The sequence below is a fragment of the Polynucleobacter sp. IMCC 29146 genome (assembly GCF_021395195.1).
Taxonomy (GTDB): domain Bacteria; phylum Pseudomonadota; class Gammaproteobacteria; order Burkholderiales; family Burkholderiaceae; genus Polynucleobacter.
This window is the reverse complement of record NZ_JAJVCR010000002.1, coordinates 278,164-303,481: the sequence shown is the minus strand read 5'-3', so window position 1 is coordinate 303,481 and position 25,318 is coordinate 278,164. Positions and strand designations below refer to the sequence as shown.

The 25,318-nt window shown below is 46.7% G+C and carries 22 protein-coding genes; 5 read left to right on the top strand and 17 right to left on the bottom strand.

Translation table 11 applies throughout. From position 1 onward, the window contains the following. Positions 1–44: 44 nt before the first annotated feature. Together LZT22_RS03570 and LZT22_RS03565 are read right to left on the bottom strand one after the other, a co-directional pair. The gene (locus LZT22_RS03570; RefSeq protein ID WP_233923675.1) at positions 45–692 is read right to left on the bottom strand and encodes a response regulator transcription factor; all 648 of its coding nucleotides are present in this window, start codon (positions 690–692) and stop codon (positions 45–47) included. Next, positions 655–3,228, bottom strand: a complete 2,574-nt coding sequence (locus tag LZT22_RS03565; RefSeq protein WP_233923674.1) for a PAS domain S-box protein — start codon at positions 3,226–3,228, stop codon at positions 655–657. The genes LZT22_RS03570 and LZT22_RS03565 overlap by 38 nt, the downstream gene beginning before the upstream one ends. Before the next feature lie 184 nt (positions 3,229–3,412). Between LZT22_RS03565 and aceE the strand changes: the two genes are divergently transcribed. Genes aceE through lpdA form a run of 3 tightly spaced genes read left to right on the top strand, consistent with a single transcriptional unit; the run spans position 3,413 to position 9,292 of the window. After that, positions 3,413–6,115 carry a pyruvate dehydrogenase (acetyl-transferring), homodimeric type gene (aceE, locus tag LZT22_RS03560; protein ID WP_233923673.1) on the top strand — a complete coding sequence of 901 codons (2,703 nt, stop codon included), beginning with the start codon at positions 3,413–3,415 and terminating at the stop codon, positions 6,113–6,115. Between the two features lie 30 nt (positions 6,116–6,145). Further along, a complete protein-coding gene (gene aceF / locus LZT22_RS03555) occupies positions 6,146–7,477 on the top strand; it encodes a dihydrolipoyllysine-residue acetyltransferase (protein ID WP_233923672.1) in 1,332 nt (443 codons plus the stop codon). A 9-nt stretch (positions 7,478–7,486) separates the two neighbouring features. After that, positions 7,487–9,292, top strand: a complete 1,806-nt coding sequence (gene lpdA, locus LZT22_RS03550) for a dihydrolipoyl dehydrogenase (protein ID WP_233923671.1) — start codon at positions 7,487–7,489, stop codon at positions 9,290–9,292. Positions 9,293–9,353: 61 nt separating this feature from the next. Here lpdA and LZT22_RS03545 read toward each other — a convergent pair whose 3' ends face one another. Continuing rightward, positions 9,354–9,917, bottom strand: coding sequence for a phasin family protein (locus tag LZT22_RS03545; protein ID WP_233923670.1), 564 nt, complete (start codon positions 9,915–9,917; stop codon positions 9,354–9,356). Positions 9,918–10,121: 204 nt separating this feature from the next. On the opposite strand from LZT22_RS03545, the gene LZT22_RS03540 reads away from it, so the two are divergent. Then, the gene (locus tag LZT22_RS03540) at positions 10,122–10,997 is read left to right on the top strand and encodes a DMT family transporter (protein ID WP_233923669.1); all 876 of its coding nucleotides are present in this window, start codon (positions 10,122–10,124) and stop codon (positions 10,995–10,997) included. 92 nt (positions 10,998–11,089) lie between these two features. Then, complete coding sequence (locus tag LZT22_RS03535; RefSeq protein WP_233923668.1) at positions 11,090–12,202, top strand: serine hydrolase; 1,113 nt, start codon at positions 11,090–11,092, stop codon at positions 12,200–12,202. 15 nt (positions 12,203–12,217) lie between these two features. Here the strand turns inward: LZT22_RS03535 and LZT22_RS03530 are convergent, their stop codons facing one another. The 14 genes from LZT22_RS03530 to LZT22_RS03465 all read right to left on the bottom strand — a co-directional run bounded on the left by LZT22_RS03530 (position 12,218) and on the right by LZT22_RS03465 (position 25,315). Next, entirely contained in the window at positions 12,218–13,027 is an 810-nt protein-coding gene (locus LZT22_RS03530; RefSeq protein ID WP_233923667.1) for an IclR family transcriptional regulator, read from the bottom strand. Between the two features lie 64 nt (positions 13,028–13,091). Beyond that, the gene (locus LZT22_RS03525) at positions 13,092–14,129 is read right to left on the bottom strand and encodes a quinone-dependent dihydroorotate dehydrogenase (protein ID WP_233923666.1); all 1,038 of its coding nucleotides are present in this window, start codon (positions 14,127–14,129) and stop codon (positions 13,092–13,094) included. Continuing rightward, positions 14,126–14,902, bottom strand: coding sequence for an arginyltransferase (locus tag LZT22_RS03520; RefSeq protein ID WP_233923665.1), 777 nt, complete (start codon positions 14,900–14,902; stop codon positions 14,126–14,128). Before LZT22_RS03520 ends, LZT22_RS03525 begins: the two co-directional genes overlap by 4 nt. Continuing rightward, positions 14,899–15,636 carry a leucyl/phenylalanyl-tRNA--protein transferase gene (gene aat / locus LZT22_RS03515; RefSeq protein ID WP_233923664.1) on the bottom strand — a complete coding sequence of 246 codons (738 nt, stop codon included), beginning with the start codon at positions 15,634–15,636 and terminating at the stop codon, positions 14,899–14,901. The genes LZT22_RS03520 and aat overlap by 4 nt, the downstream gene beginning before the upstream one ends. 14 nt (positions 15,637–15,650) lie before the next feature. Then, positions 15,651–16,211 (bottom strand): NUDIX hydrolase, encoded by a 561-nt coding sequence (locus LZT22_RS03510; RefSeq protein WP_233923663.1) that lies wholly within the window; start codon positions 16,209–16,211, stop codon positions 15,651–15,653. 39 nt (positions 16,212–16,250) lie between these two features. Continuing rightward, positions 16,251–18,080 (bottom strand): bifunctional chorismate-binding protein/class IV aminotransferase, encoded by a 1,830-nt coding sequence (locus tag LZT22_RS03505; protein ID WP_233923662.1) that lies wholly within the window; start codon positions 18,078–18,080, stop codon positions 16,251–16,253. Positions 18,081–18,121: 41 nt separating this feature from the next. Next, complete coding sequence (locus LZT22_RS03500) at positions 18,122–18,700, bottom strand: peptidylprolyl isomerase (RefSeq protein ID WP_233923661.1); 579 nt, start codon at positions 18,698–18,700, stop codon at positions 18,122–18,124. Positions 18,701–18,783: 83 nt separating this feature from the next. Continuing rightward, positions 18,784–20,097 carry a Y-family DNA polymerase gene (locus tag LZT22_RS03495; RefSeq protein ID WP_233923660.1) on the bottom strand — a complete coding sequence of 438 codons (1,314 nt, stop codon included), beginning with the start codon at positions 20,095–20,097 and terminating at the stop codon, positions 18,784–18,786. 61 nt (positions 20,098–20,158) lie between these two features. Beyond that, on the bottom strand, positions 20,159–20,584 hold the full coding sequence (locus LZT22_RS03490) for a LexA family transcriptional regulator (RefSeq protein WP_233923659.1): 426 nt from the start codon (positions 20,582–20,584) through the stop codon (positions 20,159–20,161). A 44-nt stretch (positions 20,585–20,628) separates the two neighbouring features. After that, on the bottom strand, positions 20,629–21,939 hold the full coding sequence (locus tag LZT22_RS03485; protein ID WP_233923658.1) for a replication-associated recombination protein A: 1,311 nt from the start codon (positions 21,937–21,939) through the stop codon (positions 20,629–20,631). Positions 21,940–21,944: 5 nt separating this feature from the next. After that, positions 21,945–22,415, bottom strand: coding sequence for a DUF3429 domain-containing protein (locus LZT22_RS03480; RefSeq protein WP_233923657.1), 471 nt, complete (start codon positions 22,413–22,415; stop codon positions 21,945–21,947). Further along, positions 22,405–23,259 carry a 3-hydroxybutyryl-CoA dehydrogenase gene (locus tag LZT22_RS03475; RefSeq protein ID WP_233923656.1) on the bottom strand — a complete coding sequence of 285 codons (855 nt, stop codon included), beginning with the start codon at positions 23,257–23,259 and terminating at the stop codon, positions 22,405–22,407. The genes LZT22_RS03480 and LZT22_RS03475 overlap by 11 nt, the downstream gene beginning before the upstream one ends. Positions 23,260–23,319: 60 nt before the next feature. Next, complete coding sequence (locus tag LZT22_RS03470; protein WP_233923655.1) at positions 23,320–24,042, bottom strand: glutathione binding-like protein; 723 nt, start codon at positions 24,040–24,042, stop codon at positions 23,320–23,322. A gap of 28 nt (positions 24,043–24,070) precedes the next feature. After that, positions 24,071–25,315: a pyridoxal phosphate-dependent aminotransferase gene (locus LZT22_RS03465; protein ID WP_255700892.1), complete on the bottom strand. Its 1,245-nt coding sequence runs from the start codon at positions 25,313–25,315 to the stop codon at positions 24,071–24,073. Positions 25,316–25,318: the final 3 nt, after the last annotated feature.

The following is a 25,318-nucleotide window of genomic DNA, read 5'->3' as shown; positions in this document are numbered from 1 at the left end:
TAGGTGGAAATAAAAAACCAGTTTACCAGTTATTTATCGGTTGATCAACTTCCCTGAGACTCGGATAAAGCGAGACGCAGAAGGTCAGCCACTGTGCTGACATTCAACTTTTCCATAATATTTGCGCGGTGGGCTTCAACCGTTTTAATAGAAATACTAAGGTCGTCAGCAATTTGCTTATTGAGTCGGCCAGAAACAATGCGTTCGAGTACTTGGCGCTCACGGCCAGTGAGTTTTCCTAATAGACTCTGGGTTACTTTGCGGTTGCTAGCTAAGGAGTAATCGGCACGTGCTTTCATTAACATTCGTTCAACTAAATGACAGAGCTCATTTTCTTTAAATGGCTTCTCGATAAAATCAACGGCACCCCGTTTCATGGTGGATACCGCCATAGAGACATCGCCATGCCCCGTTATAAAGGAGACTGGCATTGGTAAATTTTCAGCGGTGAGTCGTTCTTGTAATTCCAGCCCCGACATACCTGACATACGAACATCTAGAATGGCACAGGAAATAGTGGATTTATCGGTATTTTGTAACGATTGTAAAAAACGTTCAGCGCTTGCATGACAGCGCACCGTGTAGCCGTTACTCTCTAAGAGCCAAGTTAGTGAATCACGAACGGCCTCGTCGTCGTCAACAACGTATACAACCTCAGCTTGACTGGTTTTCGGGGTATTGCTTTGGATCATCATGGTTCTCGCTTAAATTCTCAGACAGCTCTATGGGTAATAGGATTGTAAAGGTGCAACCAAAAAGGCGGGTATGTTCTGGATCTAGCTGATTTTTGGCCCAGAGGCGGCCATGGTGTGACTCAATGATAGAGCGACAAATATTCAGCCCCATGCCCATGCCATCATCTTTAGTACTAAAAAAAGGCTCAAACATCCGCTGAATCACGGCATCTGCTATACCAGAGCCTGCATCTGTCACTTGAATACGTAGGGCAGTTGGGTAGGTCTCAGGATCTAAATCAGCAGTAATTTTTACCGGCGGGGCAGACCAGCGTGAAGGTAGGGGGTAAGCATCTCGCAAACTATCTAGGGCATTTTTTAAGAGATTAACGAGAACCTGCTCAATTAAGACAGGATCGAGTTCGATACGCGGCAAATTAGGCATGATCTCAGCCACAATTGAAAACCGATGGCGATTCGCTTCAATCTCTAGCAGATCAACCGCATTGCCAATAATTTGGGCGATATCGCAGCTTTTTCTTTGTGGTTCACTGCGTTTAACAAAGTCTCGAATGCGCTGAATAATGGTGCCAGCGCGCAAGGCTTGGGCGGAAGCTTTTTCTAAGGCTGGCATTAGCTCAGCTATTAGACTGGAATCAGAGTAGGTTTTTAATCGTTTGGCTACGCCCATGCAGTAATTGGAAATAGCTGACAAAGGTTGATTAAGTTCGTGCGCCAGTGAAGAAGCCATCTCACCCATTGTTGTTAGGCGACTGGTAAATTGCATCCTTTCATCCTGTTGGCGCGCTAAATCTTCGGCTTGTTTACGGAGCGTAATATCGGTAGCAATGAGTAGTTGCGCCAAATGACCATCGACCCAGGGAATATATCGCCCGCGTACTTCATACCAAGATGGTTCACCATCCATTAATTGCACTTCATGTGAATCGCTGCCCGTATTTTGATTGAACTCCGATTCAGGTAGGCCAGCAAAAACATCAACACTATCATCTTTCATATCATGAATGACATGGGGGCTCATCTCATCGGCATTTAAACTAATGTGGCCTTTTTCAGTAGGACCAAAGCGTTGTCGATAAAAACGATTGGCAAATAATAATTTGCCGGTTTCTAGAGAGACTACTGAAACTGCGGCATCCAATCCTTCCAAAACCGTGACAAAGCGTTCTTGCGTTGCCGTTAATTCTTCGCGAATTTTTTTGGGTTCAGAAATATCCGTAATCGAAGTGACCCAGCCAGTTTGCAAACCTTTTTCGTTTAGCAGAGGAGCGGCATAGGTACGCGTATTGATACGTACGCCATTGCGGCGTTGTAGTTCGCCTTCAATACCTGCTTTCATCAATTGATGATTTTGCTCTTGTAATACCCGTTCCATATTGGTGCCAAGCTGATCATGCTTATCGGCTGGCCAGAAGGGAAAGGGCGGTACTAGGCCAATTAATTCTTCACTAGAGTAGCCTACCATTTCACAAAAAGCCCGATTCACATAGGTGATACGTTTTTCCATATCGTGAGCGCGAATTCCAATTGGCGTGGAATCTTCCATGGCGCTACGAAAACTCGTTTCCGCACGCAAGTTGGTTTCAATTTTATTACGTGCTTGAATTTGTTTTAAGACCGACCATAAACTCCAAATAACGAATGCACTTAAGCCAATCACGACGCCAAGTAGCATTCTAAAAGTAAGATTAGTTGGGGGTGGATAGGTATCTACTTTTAAAATTAAAGTGGGGCTAAAGGCGCCTAACTCGAGACTAGTTTCATTACTCAGCGCCCGAGTTGGGGTATTTCGATCCGAAGAAATGGCCAGCACATTACCTGAATAATTTAGCAAGGTAAAGCGATATTGACTTTTTAGTTCCGTGGGAATGATGTACTCTAAAATTCCATGGGCGCTGTATAAAACTGCCAGAATGCCTGCGCCCTCGCCTTCGATGGTAGTGGGTACAGTTTGCCAAAATACGGTTTGTCGCTCGAGCGGAATGGGTTGATCGGTATTCGATTGCAGGCTAATAATTTCACTGTACGCTGGACGATTGGTTTCCCTGCTTAAAATTATTGCCCGTTTTAATTGCCGCTCGATTGTTTCGGCATTAGGTGACTGATCAAACCAATCGGTCGCTTGCGAGGGTAAGGGAATCATCCATTGGCGTAAATTATTTTCATTAAACCAAATTAATTGGCTAATCTCATGGTTATTGGCGACAAAGGCTTCAGCCTGTTTTAATACTTTTACTTGGGCATTGTTATCGGTATTGGCCTTACCCAGCTCTTGACTCATTGCCACTAATGCTTCTGAGTTTGTTAAAAAACGCAATTGAATGCGTTGCTTTACAAATGAAAGCTCTCTGAAAAGAGCATTTTCTTGCTGGGAGCGCTCTTGCATTTGGAGCGTTCCCAAAATAATGCCCATCGCCAGTGTAAAAATAATAATTGCTAATAGCGGTGTAAAGACAATGCGTGATGCCCGCAACTTTGTTAAAAGGTTGCGGTTAAAGAGTTTGGCTGTGAAGAGTTGTTTGAGGGAGCGCATGGGGCGTATAGAGATTACCCTTATTCTGCCTTATTCCCAAGTTGATTTGCAGCGCAATATAATTCCATATTATGATAAATGCTATCATTATGTGGAATATTTCTTGTCAATATAACTTTCTCTTCTTAAAATTCAGCCATAAAGTGAAGTTCAACGGCATTGCATATCACTATGGAGATTAAAAATGGCAGCAATTCCAGAGCAAATATTGGGGCAACTTATTGCCAACACCAAGGATGAAGATCCAGGTGAAACTCAAGAGTGGTTACAAGCGCTTGATGGCGTAATTCGTACCGAAGGCGCTGAACGGGCAGCGTATTTAATTGACCAACAAATTTCCCATGCCCGCGTGAATGGCGTTAATCAAGCCTTCCATGCTGAAACACCCTATATCAATACGATTCCAGTTGAATTGCAAGTACGCTTACCAGGCGATCAAAATATTGAACATCGGATCCGTTCTTATACTCGTTGGAATGCGATGGCCATGGTGTTGCGGGCAAACAAAGATACCAATGTGGGTGGGCATATTTCTTCGTTTCAATCGGCCGCCACTTTATATGATGTTGGATTTAATCACTTTTGGCATGCGCCTTCTGAGCAACATGGCGGTGATCTCATTTTTGTTCAAGGGCATTCTGCGCCAGGTGTTTATGCACGGGCTTTCATGTTGGGTAGGCTCGAGGCTAGCCAGTTAGACCATTTCCGCCAAGAGGTCGGAGGTAAAGGTATTTCGAGCTACCCCCATCCTTGGTTGATGCCCGATTTCTGGCAATTTCCAACGGTCTCGATGGGTCTGGGGCCAATTATGGCGATCTATCAAGCGCGCTTCATGAAGTATTTAGAAGACCGCGGTTTCGCAATTACAAAAGGTCGCAAGGTCTGGGCTTTTTTAGGTGACGGTGAAACCGATGAGCCTGAATCGTTAGGTGCAATTGGCATGGCTGGCCGCGAAAAACTAGATAACCTTATTTTTGTGGTGAATTGTAATTTACAGCGGCTTGATGGTCCTGTGCGTGGAAATGGCAAGATTATTCAAGAGCTTGAAAGTGAATTTCGTGGAGCAGGTTGGAACGTCATTAAGGTAGTGTGGGGCGGCCATTGGGATGCTTTGTTTGCGCGCGATAAAAAAGGTATTTTGATGCAGCGTTTGGGTGAAATTGTTGACGGTCACTATCAAACCATGAAGTCTAAGCATGGCGCCTATGTGCGTGAAATTGTATTTAATACCCCCGAATTAAAAGCGCTAGTGGCCGATTGGAGTGATGATGATATTTGGAATTTGAATCGCGGCGGTCATGATCCCCATAAGGTGTATGCCGCATTTCATGCCGCGGTTCATCATGAAAATCAACCTACTGTTATTTTGGCTCATACCATTAAAGGTTACGGTATGGGGGGGTCAGGTGAGGGCATGAATATTGCCCACCAAGCTAAAAAAATGAACCCTGAAGATGTGCGGCGTTTCCGTGATCGTTTTGATATTCCAGTAAGTGATGATCAGTTAGATGAGATCCCTTTGGTTAAATTTGCAGATGGCAGCCCCGAGTTGGAATATATGCGGGCGCGGCGTAATGAACTTGGTGGTTATTTGCCCCAACGTCGCACCAAAGCTGAAAGCTTGCCAGTACCCGCGCTAGACACTTTTGCACCGCTTTTAGAGGCGACTAGTGAAGGACGTGAAATATCTACGACGATGGCATTTGTGCGACTGCTTAATATTGTGATTCGCGACAAAATTTTAGGTAAGCGGGTTGTGCCAATTGTGCCCGATGAATCGCGTACCTTTGGTATGGAGGGAATGTTTCGACAACTAGGCATCTGGAATCAATTGGGGCAGCAATACACCCCTGAAGACCATGATCAGTTGATGTTTTATAAAGAAGATAAGCACGGCCAAATTTTGCAAGAAGGCATTAATGAGGCGGGTGGAATGTGCGATTGGATTGCTGCGGCGACCTCGTATTCAACCCATGGCGTACCGATGCTACCTTTTTATATTTTTTACTCGATGTTTGGCTTTCAACGTATTGGCGATTTAGCTTGGGCAGCCGGTGATATGCGTAGCCGCGGTTTTTTGCTTGGAGGTACTGCTGGCCGAACCACCTTAAATGGGGAGGGCTTGCAACATGAAGATGGTCATAGTCACGTATGGAGTGCAGCGGTGCCTAATTGCATTAGTTACGACCCTACTTTTGCTTTTGAATTAGCGGTTGTGATTCAGGATGGTATGCGTCGTATGCTTACTGAGCAAGAAGATGTGTATTACTACATCACCCTGATGAATGAAAATTATGCGCATCCAGGTATGCCAAAAGGCGCAGCGGAAGACATTATTAAAGGGATGTATAAGTTACAAAGTATGGGCGAGCCTAACGCGAAATTACGCGTACAACTATTGGGTTGCGGGACCATTTTCCGTGAAGTGATCGCAGCTGCCGAGCTGTTACAAAGTGAATGGGGTGTAGCTACTGATTTATGGGGTTGCCCGAGTTTTACGGAGTTAGCGCGGAATTGGAATGCCGTGAATCGTCATAACCTCTTGAATCCTGCGGCTGAGCCAAGCTTGTCGCATGTCGAGATTTGTTTAAAAGATACCATTGGCCCCGTAATTGCAGCAAGTGATTACATTCGGATGTTTGCCGAACAAATTCGCCCGGCGATTCAAAATTTGGGAAGACGTTACGAAGTGTTGGGCACCGATGGCTTTGGTCGCTCGGATACGCGTGAAAATTTACGACAATTTTTCGAAGTAGATCGCCATTGGATTGTGTTAACTGCCTTAAAAGCACTAGCAGATTCTGGCCAATTAGAGCGGCAGAAAGTTACCGAGGCCATACAGAAATATGGCATTGATACCAACAAGCCTAATCCACTAACAGTTTAATGCCCAGCCTAATATACGGTTAAAGTTCTTATGAGCCAATTAATTGAAGTTAAAGTTCCCGACATCGGTGATTACCAAGACATTCCAGTCATTGAAGTTTTAGTTCAGCCTGGCGATGTGATTGAAAAAGAGCAGTCTTTAATTACCCTTGAGTCGGATAAGGCAACAATGGATGTGCCTTCTTCCCATGCTGGTGTGGTTAAGGAGGTGAAGGTAAAGGTTGGCGATAATATTTCTGAAGGTGGGCTGGTTTTGCTGCTGGAAGCTACTGACGCTGCGGCAACCCCCCCAGTCGCAGCCGCACCAAGTCAAACGGCCGCTCCTTTAGCTGCAGTGGCACAACCGCATACCGCTTCAGCTCCTCCCGCAGTTGCCGTTACTCAAACTCATACGGCCACCCCAGCAACAGTGACTAGCCCAATAGGGGATAGCGACTTAATGGGGAAAGCTAGCCATGCCAGCCCGTCGGTGCGTAAGTTTGCGCGCGAATTGGGAGTGCAAGTTGCCTTAGTAACGGGTTCTGGTTTGAAGGGCAGAATTACGCAGGAAGATGTGCAGGCTTTTATTAAAGCGGCAATGATTGCTAATACCGGTTCTCATACTAATGCGTCAGCTACGGGATTAGGTAATTTCAATCTTTTACCTTGGCCTAAAGTGGATTTCACTAAATTTGGTGCAGTCGAGCGGCAACCGCTGTCGCGCATTAAAAAAATCTCTGCTGCAAATTTAGCGCGTAATTGGGTGATGATTCCCGCTGTTACTTATCATGAAGATGCTGACATTACTGATTTAGAAGCCTTCCGCATTTCAACAAACAAAGAAAATGAGAAGCAGGGTAAAAAAATTACCATGCTCGCTTTTTTAATTAAGGCGGCCGTTGCAGCCTTGAAAAAATATCCTGAATTTAATAGTTCGCTTGATGGTGATGACCTGGTCTTGAAAAAGTATTTTCATATTGCCTTTGCTGCAGATACGCCCAATGGTTTGGTTGTTCCAGTGATAAAAAATGCCAATCAAAAAGGTATTTTTGAGATTGCCCAAGAAACCTCCGAATTGGCGGCGCTCGCTAGAGAGGGAAAATTAAAGCCCGATCAAATGCAGGGAGCCAGCTTTACCATTTCTTCCGTCGGCGGTATTGGCGGCACCGCTTTTTCACCCATTGTGAATGCGCCTGAAGTCGCTATTTTGGGTGTGAGCAAGGCGGCTATGAAACCAGTTTGGGATGGCCAGCAATTTATTCCCCGTTTAATTTGCCCCTTGTCTTTAAGTGCTGATCATCGCGTCATTGATGGTGCTTTGGCAACCCGCTTTAATGCCTATATTGCCCAATTGCTCGCTGATTTTCGGCGTGCAGTACTGTAAGGAGCGCAGATGACTAAGCAAGCCTTAATCGTGCCTGATATTGGCGATTACGATGATGTGCCGGTAATTGAAGTGCTGGTTAAAGTAGGCGATAGCGTCGAAAAGGAACAGCCCTTATTTGTTTTAGAGTCGGATAAAGCCACCATGGAAGTTCCAGCAGAAATCGCTGGAAAAATAGTGAGCCTAGCAATTAAGCTAGGCGATAAAGTGGGTAAGGGTACGGTGATTGGCGAGATTGAAGTCACTGCAGTGGCATCTTCGGCGGCACCGGCTACGGCGCCTTCGCAGTCATCTGCACAGACTACGTCACTACCTCCAGTGCCTAGCCCAGATTCTTCAGTTTCAGCGCCTAGAGCAGCCGGGCAATATAGTGGCGCCGTACAGCATGAGTGCGAAGTACTCGTTTTGGGTGCAGGGCCTGGTGGCTATAGCGCTGCTTTTCGTAGCGCCGATTTAGGTATGAAAACGATTTTGCTCGAGCGTTATGCGAACTTAGGCGGGGTTTGTTTAAATGTGGGCTGTATTCCCTCAAAAGCCTTATTACATACTGCTGCAGTAATGGATGAAGTGAAATCTATTTCTCGCCATGGCGTTCGCTATAGCGCTCCGGAAATTGACCTCGCTGAATTACGCACCTATAAAGAATCAGTCATTGGTAAGTTAACCAGCGGTTTGGCTGGTATGGCTAAAGCACGTAAGGTGACTGTCGTTCGCGGGGTAGGCCATTTTCTTGATGCGAATCATGTGGCTGTTCATTTGACCCGTGGTGATGGCCAAGATTTAAGCGGCGCACAGGAAGTGATTCGTTTTCAAAAAGCCATCATTGCAGTTGGTAGTCAACCTGTGCATTTACCGTTTTTACCAGCCGATCCGCGTATTGTGGATAGTACGGGAGCATTGCAATTAAAGAGTATTCCAAAGCGCATGTTGGTTATTGGCGGCGGCATTATTGGTTTAGAGATGGCGACCGTTTATAGTGCCCTCGGCACAAAGATCGATATTGTGGAAATGTTAGATGGCCTGATGGCTGGCGCTGATCGGGATTTGGAAAAGGTTTGGGAAAAACAGAATGCAGGACGTTTTGAGCATATTTTCTTAAAGACCCGTGCCGCCAAGGCCGAAGCAAAGCCAACAGGAATTGAAGTGACGTTTGAGGGTGAGCACGCTCCCGCTTCGCCACAAAGCTACGATTTAGTGTTGGTTGCTGTGGGACGCACGCCAAACGGCAAAAAAATTGACGCGGGTTTAGCAGGCGTGCAGGTTGATGAGCGCGGATTTATTGCTGTTGATAAACAAATGCGTACCAATGTACCGAACATTTTTGCGATTGGTGACTTAGTAGGGCAACCCATGCTGGCCCATAAAGCCGTACATGAAGGGCATGTAGCAGCAGAAGCTGCTGCTGGTCAAAAATCTTTTTTTGATGCTAAGCAAATTCCTTCAGTGGCCTATACCGACCCTGAAGTTGCATGGGCTGGATTAACAGAAGAGCAATGTAAGGCACAGGGAATTGCTTATGAAAAAGGTTTATTTCCTTGGGCTGCAAGTGGCCGTGCAATTGCCAATGGACGCGATGAGGGTTTTACTAAATTACTATTTGATGCGGCCACGCAGCGCATAATTGGCGGCGGTATTGTTGGCACCCATGCGGGCGATTTAATTGGCGAAGTGTGTTTAGCTATTGAGTTAGGTGCCGATGCAATTGATATGGGTAAAACGATTCATCCCCATCCAACCTTAGGTGAAACAGTGGGTCTAGCTGCGGAAGTACAGCATGGCTCGTGTACGGATTTACCTGCCCAGCGGAAGAAATGAAAAAAGCCCAGAAATTCTGGGCTTCAATCATTTTGCTACGGTCGAGATCGGATAAAACGACTTATTTGCCTTTGCCGCCCTTAGCTGACTTCACAGCTTTATCGGCTGCTTGCATGACACTGTCGGTAGCAGTATTTAAGTTGGTTTGGGCAATATCAATTGCGTGTTTAACGGCCTTTTGGCTGTTTTCAAATACGGTACTGGCTGAGGCAATGGCTTGCTTCATGGCATTAACTGCTGCCTCGGATCCTGCAGGTGCACTTTTCGCCCAATCGTCTACCATCGACTGAATTTTCTTCTGGCTAGCCTGAATTTCGGCTTCAGCAGATTGGCTGAAGGAGCTGTGGGTTTCATGCGCTAAATCGTAGAGGTGGCGGCTATACGCCATAATTTTTTCAGCCATGGGTTTAACTGTGTCAGCTTGATGAGCCAGCAATTGCTGAATATCTTTAATTTCCAAAGCTTTCTTCGCATTTCCTAAGCTATCGGTAAGGCTTGATTTTGCTATTTGCATATTCAGTTCAACCAACTTCTCAATACTTTTTAAAGCTTGGCCAGTGAGGCCGCTTAATGTTTCTAGGTTGGCTTTTTGGGCTGCTGCTAATTGTTCTGGTGTTAAGTTCATTATTACTCTCCGCAGGTTTTTTAATTAATAAAAAAGGGCTTTTGGTAGTTTTCTATTGTCCTATTGGCCCTTAGGTTATGCACCTAATTTTTATAATTATATAGCAAAATTGATGCAATGCAACAAAAAAGGCCAGTTTCCGGTTTCCGCCTAAAATAAGGGCCATGATCCCATTTTTGTGCCTAGTGGCAGCTCAATAACACAATGCGCTTTTCACTAGAGGCCGCGATGGGGCCCATTTTTGTCCTTATTTGGAGTACCGGCTTCATTATTGCGCGGCTTAGCATGCCTTATGTCGAGCCAGCCACTTTTTTGCTTTGGCGCTTCATGGGAGTTTTATTGGCCATGGGTATCCTGAGCTTAATTTGGCGCCCCGTTTGGCCCAAATGGCCATTAGCTGGTCACATTGGCGTTGCTGGGGCTTTATTGCAGTTTGGCTATCTTTTGGGAGTATGGTGTGCAGTGCGCTTTGGCATGAGCGCAGGCTTAGCCGCACTGATTGTGGGCTTGCAACCGATTTTGACAGCCTGGTGGTCGGCGTGGGTCGCAGAGCATGTTACCCAACGACAATGGCTGGGTTTGGCTTTGGGGTTTATTGGAGTGGCATTTGTGGTGTTTGAAAAAACCCATTTTGTACAACTACCATTAGCAAGTTATTTGCTCATTATTGGAGCCTTACTATCGATTACGCTGGGTACCTTATATCAAAAAAAGTTTTGTGCCAACTTTGATTTACGGGCTGGATCACTCATTCAGTTTGCCGTTGCGGTGGTGTTGACTGCCATTACTGTTGCCTTATTTGAAACTGGCAAGATGGTGTGGAATTGGCCCGTTGTTATTGCCTTGGGATGGTCTATTGGGCCGCTCTCGATTGGATCGGTGAGCTTGTTATTTTTATTAATTCGTAAGGGTACCGCTACCCGCGTAACTAGTTTGTTGTATTTAACTCCGCCAACCACTGCAGTTATGGCTTGGATTGGTTTTCATGAGCCGCTAACCGCGCTGATGATTTTTGGCATTCTTTTAACCATGGTAGGTGTTCTCATAGTGAATCACAAAGCGCAAGTCAGTCTTCCCTAGCGCTATTTTTAGATGTTGGTTTGCATAAATGCGTTGCTTGGCTGAAAAAGTATTTATCATGCTCAGATTCAGGTCGATAGAAAGTGGTTTAGATGGGTTTTCAATTTATTGAATATTTAAAGCATTCTGCCTTATTGCAGTGGCAGCATTTCTGTGTTGCAGGAGTTCTGGCGTTTATCATTTTAGGTGGTCTTCTCGGCAACCCGGCTGTCGCGCAAAATAACGGTAGTACTAATAATAAGAAAAAAGCCTCTACTCAAGCAGTTGCCCCGGTTGCGGCTGTTAGCAATAAATCAGCACCCAAAACGAGCGCTAAGGTTGTCGTCGCTAAAAAGCCTAAGCGAGTACGCATTACCGTTACCCGCCAACCCACTACTATGGTTGCTGAAGCGGCGCGACCATCCTTTGCCACCGCCTTGGGTTTGCGTGGGCAGCATGATGAATTAAGTTTGAAATCGAGCGTAGCTTTAGTTGTGAATCAAGATACTAAAGAAGTGATTTTCGAGAAAAATTCGAACGTGAGTTTACCGATTGCCTCGATAACCAAATTGATGACGGCGATGGTGGTGCTCGACTCTAAATTGCCCCTTGATGAGCTCTTGGTAATTAATGCCGAGGATGTGCAAAGCTATAAGCATTCACGCATCGCTTTAGGTTCTGCCTTTAGCCGCGAAGATTTTTTACGTTTAGCTTTAATGTCTTCAGAAAATCGAGCTGCTTATACCCTTGGGCGTAATTATCCTGGCGGTATGACCGCGTTTGTTGCCGCGATGAATCGGAAGGCCAAAGAATTGGGCATGGTGCATTCTAATTACGCTGACCCAACCGGTTTAATGAGTGAAAACGTAGCTAGCGCAGAAGATTTAACCCGCATGCTAAATGCTGCTTACCAATATAAATTAATTCGCGAGTTTTCTACTTTACCCGAGCAAACTATTTTGATTAATAATCGGCCGCAAAAATTTTTAAATACCAATCGCTTGGTTCGTTCTGGCAATATGGATATTGGCCTGCAAAAAACGGGTTTTATTAATGCTGCGGGTAAATGTTTGGTGATGCAAGCACGGGTAAATGGTGCACCACTTTTATTGGTATTTTTAGATTCAGTTGGTACACAGTCGCGCTTTGCCGATGCTGAACGGGTGCGAGATTGGTATGAACGCATTCCAATTGGTGCTGCACCTGCTGGGCGCCAATTAATGTGAGGCTAGAGAATCATTTTAAGAAGTTGGTTTGGGTTTAAAGCCAAGCCCACGGGAGATTTGAACGGCAGTTTCTTGCAGGGCTTTAAGCCAGTCTACCTGCATACGATCGGTAGGGGCGCTTAACGATAAACCCGCTACTAATTTTCCACTGTCATCAAAGATGCCCGCAGCCAAACAGCTTACCCCCAGCTCAAGTTCTTCATCGTCGCGGGCATGGCCTAATTTTTTTGCTTTACCCAGTTCCATTTCCAGCGCATTGACTTCAGTAATGCTATTGCGAGTATGGCCAGTTAAACCTGTGCGGGTTGCATAGGCACGTACTTGCGGCGCTTCATCGCTAGCTAAAAAGAGCTTACCCACCGAAGTTAAGTGCAAGGGCGCGCGACCACCAATAGCACGAACCACTTGCATGCCAGAGCGTTCGCTGTAGGCGCGATCGACATAAATAATTTCATCTCCTTGACGCAAGGAAAGATTGACCGTTTCCCCAGTAAGTTTATGCAGGTTACGCATGGGCATTTGGGCAGCTTCACGCACCGATAGGCGCGCTTTGACTAAATTACCTAACTCTAAAAGCTTCAAGCCTAGGCGGTAGGTACCACCATCGCCGCGCTCAACCAAGCGACAGGCAACTAAGTCGTTGAGGATACGGTGCGCAGTTGAGGAATGCAGGCCAGTTTGCTCGGCTAGCACTTTAAGAGGGCTGGCTTCCTCCTGCTCGGCCAAAGCATCGAGCAAATTCATCATGCGCTCGACAACCTGAATCGCAGTTTTACCCACTTCCCCTATGGCTTTGGGCGTTTTGGAGGGCTTGGCAATAGTCATGCTCTTATTGTAGCTATTCTTACTACGATTGCATATTATGAAATCAAATTTTATAGCTGCGCTTTTAGCGCTTGGGTGTGAGGGCCTTGACGCACTCGTTAATGAGGCTGGGACCGCGGTATATCAGTCCTGTATACAGTTGAATGAGTTGCGCACCCGCGCTTATTTTTTCTTGGGCATCGTGACCCGACAGGATGCCGCCCACCCCAATAATGGGAATTTGATTGTGGAGTTGGGCATGTAAGCTGGCAATGAGTTGATTAGAGCGCTGTTGAAGTGGGGCGCCGGAGAGTCCCCCCATTTCTTGGGCGTGTTCAAGTCCTTGTACCCCCTCGCGCAAAGTGGTGGTATTGCTAGCGATTACTGCATCGATGCCATACTCCAAAAGCAAATTGGCTATGAGAACCACATCGCTTGCTACTAAGTCGGGCGCAATTTTTAGAAAAAGCGGCTTTTTCAAGCCAAATTGATCGGTTAAACGTTGACGTGCTTCACTTAAATGGGTCAACAGGGCGCGCAAGGGCGCCTCTGCCTGGAGGGAGCGTAAATGGGCCGTATTTGGCGACGATATATTAATGGTGATGTACGAAGCGACTTCATAGACTGCCGTCATTGCGGCGATATAGTCATCCGCTGCATGCTCAATTGGGGTCGTGGCGTTTTTTCCAATATTGAGGCCAATGATGCCGCCCGTTTGCCAAAAATGGGATTGCCGCACTCGCTCTACACAGGCGACCACGCCATCGTTATTAAAGCCCATGCGGTTAATTAAGGCTTGTGCCGCGCTGAGGCGGAACATGCGCGGCTGAGGATTGCCTGCTTGCGGTCGTGGTGTAACGGTACCAATTTCTAAATACCCAAAACCTAAACGGGCTAAAGCATCAATATGGCGACCATCTTTATCGAGTCCCGCAGCAAGACCTACCGGATTAGGGAAAGTGAGACCACAGAGAGTCTGTGGTTGAGGGGTGATCGAGGGAACAACATATTTTAATAAGCCTAAGCGCTCTGCGCGGTCTAAGTTTCCTAAAGTGAGGTTATGCGCTTGCTCCGCGTCGATTAAGAATAAACCGGGGCGCAATAAGGCATAGACGTCAATCATGGCGATACATTAGACAAGGGTAGTACAGCGGGTGAGGCTAGGGTTTGCCATTGTTCGTTAATTAAACCCTCAAGCGGTTGAAATTTTGCTTTATAGGCCATCTTCTCACTGGCTTGAATGTAATAGCCTAGATAGAGATAGTTTAAGCCAAGTTGCTGGGTTTGATTAATTTGCCAGAGCACGCTATAGGTACCAAAACTAGTAGTGGCATCGTTAGCATCAAAAAAAGTATAGACCGAAGAGATGCCCTGTTCGAGAATATCAATCATGCTAACCATGCGTAAGCGGCCAGGATGTTCGCCGCTGAGCCCATCGCGAAATTCTACTAGTCGAGAGTTCACCCGACTTTGTAATAAGAATTGGCGGTACTGGTCTTCATCATCGCGATCCATATCTCCGCCTGCATGACGCTGATTTTGGTATTGTTGGTAGAGTTCGTAGTGTGCTTCTTGGTAAGTTAAATTTAAGACTTGAACTTGTAAATGCGCATGTTTTTTCCAAGCGCGACGTTGACTGCGGTTGGGGCTAAATTGGTTGACCGGAATGCGGGTTGCGATGCAGGCTTGGCATTGATCGCAATAGGGCCGGTATGTAAACAGACCACTGCGTCGAAAACCAGCATTGACTAGTTCGCCATATAAATCAGCATGAATGGAATGCGAAGGAGTGGCAACTTGCGAGCGGGCAATTTGATCGGGCAAATAGCTACAGGGATAAGGTGCGGTGGCATAAAACTGTAGGGCCGTTAAGGGTAGCTCGTTAACTTGCGTCATAGCCAGCGTTGCAAAATTGCTTTATCAAAAGACCATGGCACCGCCGTCTGGTTTTGTTGAATCGCTTGGTTAATGTGTTGAAGAAATGCGGCGCGTGTAATGGGGCGAGCCCCTAAAGAATTTAAATGCGCAGTTTCTTGTTGGCAATCGATTATTTTCACACCTCGATCGTAGCACCATGCGCAAAGCGCTGCCAAGGCAATCTTTGAAGCATTGTCGGTATAACTAAACATCGACTCTCCGTACACCATACCGCCAAAGTTAACACAATAGAGGCCGCCCAATAATTGGTCATTTTCAAGGACGGCAAGGCTATGGGCATGTCCAGCTTCATAAAGCGCGGTGTAGGCCTCAATTATTTCATGGGTAATCCAGGTGCCCTCCTGATTTTTGCGCTGGATGGTGGCGCAGGCCCTTAAAACAGCATCAAAATGCTGATCCACTTGTATTTGGGTGTTGGATTGATGATAAAAATGGCGTAAGGATTTATGAAGTGATTTACTGACAATAAATTGCGCGGGACTCAGCACCATGCGCGGGTCGGGCGACCACCATAAGACAGGTTGACGATCGGAATACCAAGGAAATAAACCTAATTGGTAAGCTTGGCTCAATTGACCGGGGTAAATATGTTCGCTTACTGCGAAGAGCCCAGGTACGGCCGGATCGGGATCAGGAGTAAGGCTGGGATCGGGAAAGGAATCGGCTATACCAAGCCACGGGATAGGACTCATCGAGTAATTACCACTTAGATTTTTTCGTGCGGGAGAATATCTCGGCTATGCATACTGCCAGCGAAGTGCGTAGCCATTTTACCTGCAGCCCGATCAGCAAAAAACCAGAGCAGCGTTTGTTTTACAGTCGGAAACGCAATCTCAGACCAAGGAATATCGGCTTCATTAAATAGGGCTACCTCTAAACTTTCCGTGCCCGCTAAAAAATCTGCGCTACGCATTTGCGCTAAATAAAATAGATGGACTTGCTCGACATGAGCCACATTTAGCAGGGAGTAAAGCGGCCCAATATCGACCTCAGCACCCGCTTCTTCGAGAGTTTCACGCGCTGCACCCATACTAGTACTTTCTCCAATTTCTAAAAATCCTGCGGGTAAGGTCCAGAAACCCAAACGTGGTTCAATCGCCCGCCGACAAAGTAATACTTGCTGCTGCCAGATGGGAATACTTCCGACTACATTACGGGGATTGAGATAGTGAATGTGTTGACAAACCGTACAAACATGGCGCAGACGAGTGTCATCAGCGGGAATGTGTAGGGTGACGGGTGAGCCACAGCGGGTGCAATATTTCATCAGGAATTCGTTTTATTAAGGCGGAATGCGGGAGTGATATTAAAAAGTGGCCGACAAGGGGCCACGTAGGGCATTACAAATAATAATCTCTTCGGCAGCTAAGACTTCAGCAACAGTCAGGTTGACCTCATGGGTTTGACGCTGATTATCATCGAGTAACTGTTGGCGCATGATTCCAGGTAAGACGCCCGCAGTGAGGGGTGGCGTTAACCATTGCTGGCTTTCTTTGGGACGGATAAACAGCGAACTCCGCCCCCCTTCGGTAACCATGCCTTGCTCATTAGTAAAGAGGGCATCAAAGCCGCCTTGCTGAACTGCCGCTTGCCAAGCCGTATCGTAGGCTAAGCGTTGAGTAGTTTTATGTTGTAAGAGCAGATTACCGGAATGCATGATGGCCATGGCAGGATCGCGGAGCAAATCTTGCGCCCAAAAAATGTTGACTGGGCTTGGGAGGGCCGCTAGCGCGCTAAATTGAAATGACAACAAGCCCGCAGGCGATAAATCGATTCTAAGACGAAACTCACCCTGCGCAGGAATTTGCTGGAGGGCATCTTCAACACAGCTATGCCACTGTGATGATGAAATGGGAATGCCTAAACTCTGTGCTGATTTGGTTAAACGGGCGTAGTGGGCAGCCAGTTGTACTGCTTGGCCTGTAGTGACGCGGATGGTTTCAAATAAACCCACGCTACTGGGTAAATGACTTAAAAAACCCGACTTGACTTGGCACTCTTCCCATTCTGCGGCTGGATTTGAATCATTGGTAATACCTGCACCTACCCCCATCACAAAATGGGTTGCTTGGGTTGCGGCATTGCGACTTAATTGAATGGTGCGAATGGGTACACTTAAAGCAAAGTCTTGGTTGGGATCAAACCAACCTAAAGCGCCGCAGTAATAGTTGCGAGCTTGGGGTTCGAGCGAACGAATAATTTCCATACTACGTTTTTTGGGCGCACCAGTGACCGAACCACAAGGAAAAATTGCCGCCAAGATTTGTTGTAATGAAATTCTAGGCTGTAATTGGGCGGTGACGGTTGACGTCATCTGTAATACATCACCATGACGGGCCACTTCAAATAATGCAGGCACAGTAACGCTACCAGTAAGCGCAATGCGACCAAGATCGTTACGTAATAAATCTACAATCATGACATTTTCTGCGCGATTTTTAGGGTCGGCGCTTAATGCTGCAGTTGAGCTTTCAAGTGCATTGGCTGTACCTTTCATCGGCATCGCCGCAATTTGCTGGCCAGTGCGCTGGACAAAGAGTTCGGGCGAGTGCGACAAAATATAATGTGTGTTGGCCGCCACAAATGCACCATAACGACCTGGTTGACGGGCGCGTAAGCGGGCATAGAGAGCTAGTGGTGCACCATAGGCTTGACCTCGCACTTGATAAGTATGATTAATTTGATAGGTATCGCCACTTTGTATCCACGCTTGAATGCGCGCAATATCAGCACTGAAGTCGGTTGCTGAAAGGGACTCACTTAAATGAGCTACCCCTGCGCTCGCTTCATCTGGCGGCAATTGTTGTAGCTCTGCCAAAAGCCATTGATCTACCTCTGTTTTACTCAGCTTGTTGACCGTTGAAAAAGCCCAGGCTTCAATTAAAGGATCTTCGGTCATTGCTTTAGCAGGTTGCGGCGCATGATCATTGCGCGACGACATGCCTTGTAAATAGTGACCTAATTCATAAGCAAAGGCAGCGACTACATAGAGACCTTGTTGGGTCGCAGACTCAATTGCCGTAAGACAGCTAGCAATTTCTGTGACCTGTTTAGCAGCCCAGTATTGAGTTGGGTGGCGGTAGAGGCGACTGGTTGGTAGCGCAGGCGTGCTTTCAACATCATCAAGCAAGATCATTGTGAACGCTTACGGCAGTTAGTTGGCGGAAATGAATTAGCTTAATTCAAAATAGTGGCCGACTGAATCACAACCGGCACGGTTGGTACATCAGCGAAGCGTCCCGCACCAGGCACATTTACCGTTGTAGTCTGCACTTTTTTGATGGCATCAATAGTTTGCATGCCTGAAATCACTTTGCCAAAGACGGTATAACCATTACCTGCAGCATTGGGATAGTTGAGGGCTTCATTGTCTTTGACGTTAACAAAAAATTGTGCAGTGGCTGAATCAGGATCGGCAGTACGTGCCATGGCAATGGTGTAGGCTTGATTCTTGAGGCCGTTTTGGGCTTCTGAAGGAATTGGTGCTTGGGTTGGTTTTTGTACCATTTCGGCAGTAAAGCCACCACCTTGAATCATGAAGCCGTCAATGACACGATGAAAAATAGTGCCATTATAAAAACCGCTTTTGACATAATTCAAAAAATTAGCAGTTGATTTAGGCGCTTTAGTTGCATCTAATTCAACCACAAAGCTACCCAAAGTCGTTTTCATTTCAACTTTAGGGCCTGCATAGGCGAATTGTGCAAAGCAAGCCAGGCTGACGATAGTTGTGAATAAAACCAGAATTTTACGCATAGCAATTTCCTTTAAAAAGAGCTGAATAAGTTACGCTGCAAGGCAGTCATCCCTAATTGTATTGAGTATTAGTTTTCTGGGTTCTAACGATCAGCATGGGCTTGTGCTAGTTCATCCCAAGCGGTAGTGTAGTTGGGGGTGCGTTGGGACGCCTGCATGCGCCAGTGTGGCTGCAGACCAGCGCCAGCCAAGCTTAAGGTATTGGCACCATACTTTTGATTGAGGTGATCCATGACATGCATGACTTTATTATTGCGCGCAGGCGCATCTGCCACGAATAGATTCCCTTGTTGCTGCGTAGCAGGGTGTAATCCGAGTAGGATGACCCCTGCTTTTTTATAGCGATACCCTGCGCGATAGATTTTTTCGATGCCTAAGACCGCGAGTTGTGCTAAGCGACGGGTATCGTTACTTGCCACAATCAGGGGTAAGGTAAGGCTATTCGCATACTGTTTTTGTTGGCTGGAAAAAGGATTCGTTTGGATGAATACGACGATATGTGAGCAGACTGAGTCTTGTTGGCGCAATTTTTCTGCCGCGCGCGCAGTGTAGCTTAATACGGCTGCACTTAAATCGGTCAATGTGGTAATGGGTTGACCAAAACTTTTACTCGAAATAATCTGTTGTTTGCGCTTTTCCTGATTGGTTTGGGTATCTTCTAAGGCGAGACAAGCGAGGCCATTTAATTCTGCAACTGTGCGCTCGAGTACAACGCCAAAACGTTGACGGATTAAGCTGGCCTGCGCATATTTCAAATCGCGGCAAGTTTGAATTGCCAGCGCTCTTAATTGCACGCGTAAGCGTCTACCAACACCCCAAATTTCACCGACATCTATTTGGGCCATTAAGCAATCTTCTACCAAGGGCTCACAAGCCTGCCAATCGAAAACACCGCCATACTGTGGGCGTTTTTTGGCGAGATGGTTTGCTAATTTGGCGAGGGTTTTGGTTTTGCCGATACCTACGCTAGTGGGTAAACCTAAGTAGCGCCGCGTAGACCGACGAATGGTTTGGCCATAGCTGACGGCATCATGATGGATGCCGGTTAGATCGAGAAAGCATTCATCAATGGAATAAATTTCTTGTTGGGGTGCAAAACTGCTAAGTAAAGTCATCATACGCGCACTCATATCACCATAGAGTGTGTAGTTGGAGCTAAACCAAATGAGACCATGGCTTTGCATTAGATGTTTAGCTTGAAAAAAAGGGATGCCCATGCCAATACCTAAATCTTTTGCTTCTTGACTACGCGCGACGATACAACCATCGTTATTTGAAAGTACAACTACGGGCCTTTTTTCTAGCTGCGGATTAAAGACGCGCTCACAAGAAACATAAAAATTATTGGCGTCAATGAGCGCAAAGGTAGATGGTGCACTGTTAAATGGTTGGGGCATGAAAAAGAATGAATGGCCAGAATGGGAAGAAAATTGCTAGTCGAGAGGCGGTGACGAAGGGCTATGGCTTATGAATTACGTGTGAGACCACGCCCCAAATTTGTAATTCTTGGTCGGCTGCGATGGCCAGATCGGGATAGCTGGGATTATCAGCTTTAAGAATAATTTTGCCGCGCTGCCGATGCAGTCGTTTAACGGTGAGCTCACCATCAATTACAGCAATGACGACGCGGCCATGGGTGGGCTCGACTGAGCGATCAATCACCAATAAATCGTTATCGTGAATACCGGCGCCAATCATCGAGTCGCCCTTGACGCGTAGAAAAAAAGTCGCTTCGGGATGCAAAACCAGATGCTCATTCAGATCAAGGCGCTTATCGTAATGATCGGCGGCAGGCGAAGGAAAACCTGCCGGAGCCGGGCAGGCGTAGAGCGGAAAACGAGCGACTTGCAGCGGGTATTTGGGGCGAATAAGTGAATTTTGCATATACTGTATTTTTATACAGTATAGGGGAGTTTTTTGACAATCGCTTATTTCTTCGCGTCGACGTCCAATTGACGCAAAAAAGCCATTTTTTCCGCAATTTGGCTTTCTAAGCCGCGCTCAACTGGCTCATACCAGCGGGGCTCTGGCATACCAGTCGGTAGATAAGTTTCACCGGCAGCATAAGCATGGGGTTCATCGTGTGCATAACGGTAGGCGTGACCATGACCAAGCCCTTTCATTAGCTGAGTAGGCGCGTTACGTAAATGGATTGGTACTTCACGACTTTGGTCGCCTGCCACAAAGGCGCGTGCGGCGTTGTAGGCGTTGTAACTCGCATTACTTTTAGCCGCTACTGCTAAATACACGACTGCTTGACCAAGGGCTAATTCACCTTCAGGTGAGCCTAGTCGCTCATAGGTTTGCGCTGCATCGTTAGCCAATTGCATCGCGCGGGGATCGGCCAAGCCGATATCTTCCCAGGCCATGCGCACAATCCGGCGGGCTAAGTAACGTGGGTCGGCGCCGCCATCAAGCATGCGGCATAACCAGTAGAGCGCTGCATCGGGATGCGAGCCGCGGACGGATTTATGCAAAGCAGAAATTTGATCATAAAACTGATCGCCGCCCTTATCAAAGCGCCTGACATTGCTCGCCAAGGTATTTTGCACATAAGCTTGATCAATTTGTTTGACTTCACAGCCTGGGGCTGAGAGGGCATTGCGAATTTGTTCGACTAAATTGAGTAAGCGGCGGGCATCACCATCGGCATGTGCCACTAAAGCTTCAATGGCCGCACTATCAAAGGCGATATCGGGGAGTGCAGCAGCGCGCGCGCGGGTTAAGAGTAGCTTGAGCTCAGCGGTGCTGAGCGGTTTGAGCACATAGACTTGCGCACGTGATAAGAGCGCTGAGATGACTTCGAAGGAAGGATTTTCGGTAGTGGCACCAATAAAAGTAAAGAGGCCCGATTCAACATGGGGTAAGAGTGCATCTTGTTGACTTTTATTGAAGCGGTGAATTTCATCGACAAATAAAATTGTTTGGCGGCCAAATTGCGCCATGGTTTGCTGGGCGCGTTCAATGGCTTCGCGAATTTCTTTTACGCCTGCCAAGACTGCAGAAATAGCAATGAAGTCGCGTTGAAAGGCTTGTGCAGACAGTCGCGCTAAAGTGGTTTTACCTACACCTGGCGGCCCCCATAAAATCATCGAGTGCGGTTGACCTGAAGCAAAGGCGAGATTTAGCGGTTTGCCAGCTGCCAATAAATGGGTCTGACCAATCACTGCGTCAATTGTTTTAGGGCGTAAAGCCTCGGCTAATGGTGGCGGCGGCTGCGTATCAAAGAGCTCGCCCATACTGTTTAATTCAGCAGAATCACGTTAGCACTCCAGGCTAAGCAAGCCATCGCCACGAAAGTGAGATGGGTGCGCATCTGCAGGAATACGCGGCAAGCAACTTCATTGCTGAAGTAGTGGGGGTAAGTAGTTTTATCAATTACTAACTGAATCAGTAATAGTGCTGCCAAAATGAGCAGCGCTACCGGAATATAGAGATGCAAGGCCAACCAAGCGGTTAAGGCCGGAATCACACCCCACACCCAGGCATTGCGTTCGCTCCACCTTGTGGCAGTAGTAGGAGTTGAGTTGATTGAGCGCAAGCTAGCACCCCAATGGATTGCACCTAAAAATGCCACAATGACTGCGCCATATCCCGCTAAGGATTCAGCGGCGAGAAAATTATTCGGCGTTGAGCCCAGTTGCGTTACGAATGTCAAACCAATAAACGGTAAGAGGCCGGCGTAACCCAGAAGGCGTACTGCTTTAAGTGGCATATTGATACACGCCACGGCCTGTTTTACGGCCTAAGTAGCCGGCCGCCACAAGCTCTTGGAGGAGGGGGCAAGGCCGATATTTTGAATCACTAAAGTTTTCAAAGTACACCTGCATGACAGCTAGACAAGTATCAAGACCAATTAAGTCGGCTAATGCCAAGGGACCAATAGGTTGATTGCAACCCAATTTCATACCCGCGTCGATATCTTCAGCGCTCGCTAAACCTTCGGCCAGCACAAAAAATGCTTCATTAATCATCGGCAACAAAATGCGGTTCACTACAAAGCCGGGTGAATTTTTAACGGTGATCGGTTCTTTGCCAATATATTTAGCCATTGCAATTACCGCATCATGAGTGGCATCGCTAGTTTGTAGACCGCGAATGACCTCAACCAAAGCCATTAAGGGCGGTGGATTAAAAAAATGCATGCCGATAAAACGCGCTGGATTGGAATTTAAGGCCGCGAGTTTAGTAATCGATAGTGAAGAGGTATTGGTGGCAATAATCGTTTCGGCGCTAACAATCTCATCAATTTGCTGTAGAATTTTTTCTTTAGTCGCCTGATTTTCGGTAGCAGCTTCAATGATGATTGAGAGCCCAGCGAGATCGTTATAGTTAGTACTACCTTTTACTTTTTGTAGGACAATTTCTTTCGCTTCAGCTGTAAGCACCGCTTTTTTAATGAGGCGATCTAAGCTTGTATTGATTTGATCTAGACCACGCTTAACCGCAGCATCGTTCATGTCGATCATTACGACATCAAGACCAGCAACTGCGCAAACCTGCGCGATGCCATTACCCATTGTGCCTGCGCCGATAATTCCGACTGATTGAATTTTCACGGCATACTCTCTATTAAATAATTACGACATTAAATGTTGCAGCACTTGCTTAATCTGGTTTTAGCTTTTCTGCTTTGGGCTTATGCCAAAGAGCTGATCTTTCGCGGGAGCGTTAGTTAGCGGTTTACGAAATTCTGCAAGTACTTGGACGCCGCGTTGAACTGCAGGGCGAGCGCCAATTTTTTCATACCATTTTTTAAAATGGGGGAAGTCATCCAATTCAATACCCTGATTTTTCCAATTGCGGGTCCAAGGATAAGTCGCAATATCAGCAATCGTATATTCCTTGCCAGCAATAAATGGATGCTTGGCCAGTTGTCGATCCATGACCCCATAAATGCGCTTGGCTTCATTGGTATAGCGATTCACGGCGTAGTCAATTTTTTCAGGCGCGTAGAGACGAAAGTGGTGGTTTTGGCCTAACATGGGCCCAACCCCTCCCATTTGAAACATCAACCATTCCATGACGACATATTTATCGCGGGTTGATTTCGGTAGAAAGCGACCTGTTTTCCCGGCGAGATAGAGCAAAATTGCACCCGATTCAAAGAGATGAATTGGCTTGCCATCAGGCCCATGCGGATCGACTAAAGCAGGAATTTTATTATTGGGGCTAATCGTTAAAAAATCAGGATTAAATTGGTCGCCTTTGCCAATATCCACAGCATAAGCGTCCCAATCACGGCCTAATTGATAACCGCATTCCTCCATCATCACATGGATCTTGTGCCCATTGGGGGTTGGCCAGCTATAGACTTCCATGGGTGTGTGTTTCTTTACCATCTGGTTTCCTTAAAGTGATTGCTTGATTTTACAAGTGCTGGAGGCGTAATAATGCACTTTTTAACGTTTCGGTCTGCTTAGCAAAGCAGAAGCGCACGACGCCTGATTCCAGTGGCTTGGCATAGAAGGCTGAAACCGGAATAGCCGCGACGCCGATTTCAGTCGTCAGCCAACGGCAAAAATCACTTTCATTCAATTTCGCTTCGGGCACGGTTAAGGCGGAATAATCGACACATTGAAAATAAGTACCAGGGCAAGGCAGGAGTTGAAAGCGCGTGTTCGCTAAACCGGCGCGAAAATAATCCCGTTTAGCTTGATAAAAACGCGGTAAATTTTGATAGTGTGCGGCAGTCTTTAGATACTGGGTAATACCATATTGCACTGGCGTATTTACCGTGAAGACATTAAATTGATGAACCTTACGAAACTCATGCGTAAGTTCGGCTGGTGCGGCGACATAGCCAATTTTCCAGCCAGTGACATGATAGGTTTTGCCAAAGCTCGAAATCAGAAAGCTACGTTTAGCCAATTGCGGATGACTAGCAACGCTTTGGTGCGCTTGGCCATCGTAGACCATATGTTCATATACTTCGTCGCTACAAACTAGGATATCGGTATTTGCAAGTAGTGTTGCCAAGCGATCTAAGTCGGCCTTGCTCCACACCATGCCCGTAGGATTATGGGGTGAGTTAATCATGATGAGGCGAGTTTTTTTATTGATCGCCTGACTTAATTGCTCCCAAGGAATTTCATAAGAAGTTACTTGGCCTTTCTGATCGCGGATGGTTTGAAGCGCAATGCCAATGGGTTTGCCACCTGCTAGTTCAATGGCGGGTTGGTAGCTATCGTACGCTGGCTCGAGCAAAATGACTTCATCACCAGAATGAACACAACAGAGCACAGCGGTCAAAATACCTTGTGTCCCTCCCGCAGTAATTGTGATTTCGGTTTCAGGCTGATAACTTTTGCCATACAAAGCTAGAATTTTCTCGGCAATCGCTTGGCGTAATTCAAGAATACCTGCCATGGGTGGATATTGATTATGACCAGCCATCATGGCAGCACTCACTGCTGCAATCAGAGCGGGATCGCACGGAAAGTCGGGGAAACCTTGGCCTAAATTAATTGCCTTTGACTCGCTGGCGAGCGCCGACATGATAGTAAAAATGGTCGTCCCCACGTGTGGTAAGCGCGAGGGAAAGGGCGCAATTGCAGCGGAATGTGCTGATGGTGGCGTGCTGTCGCTAAAATAGGGGGAATCTTGTTTCTTCATAAC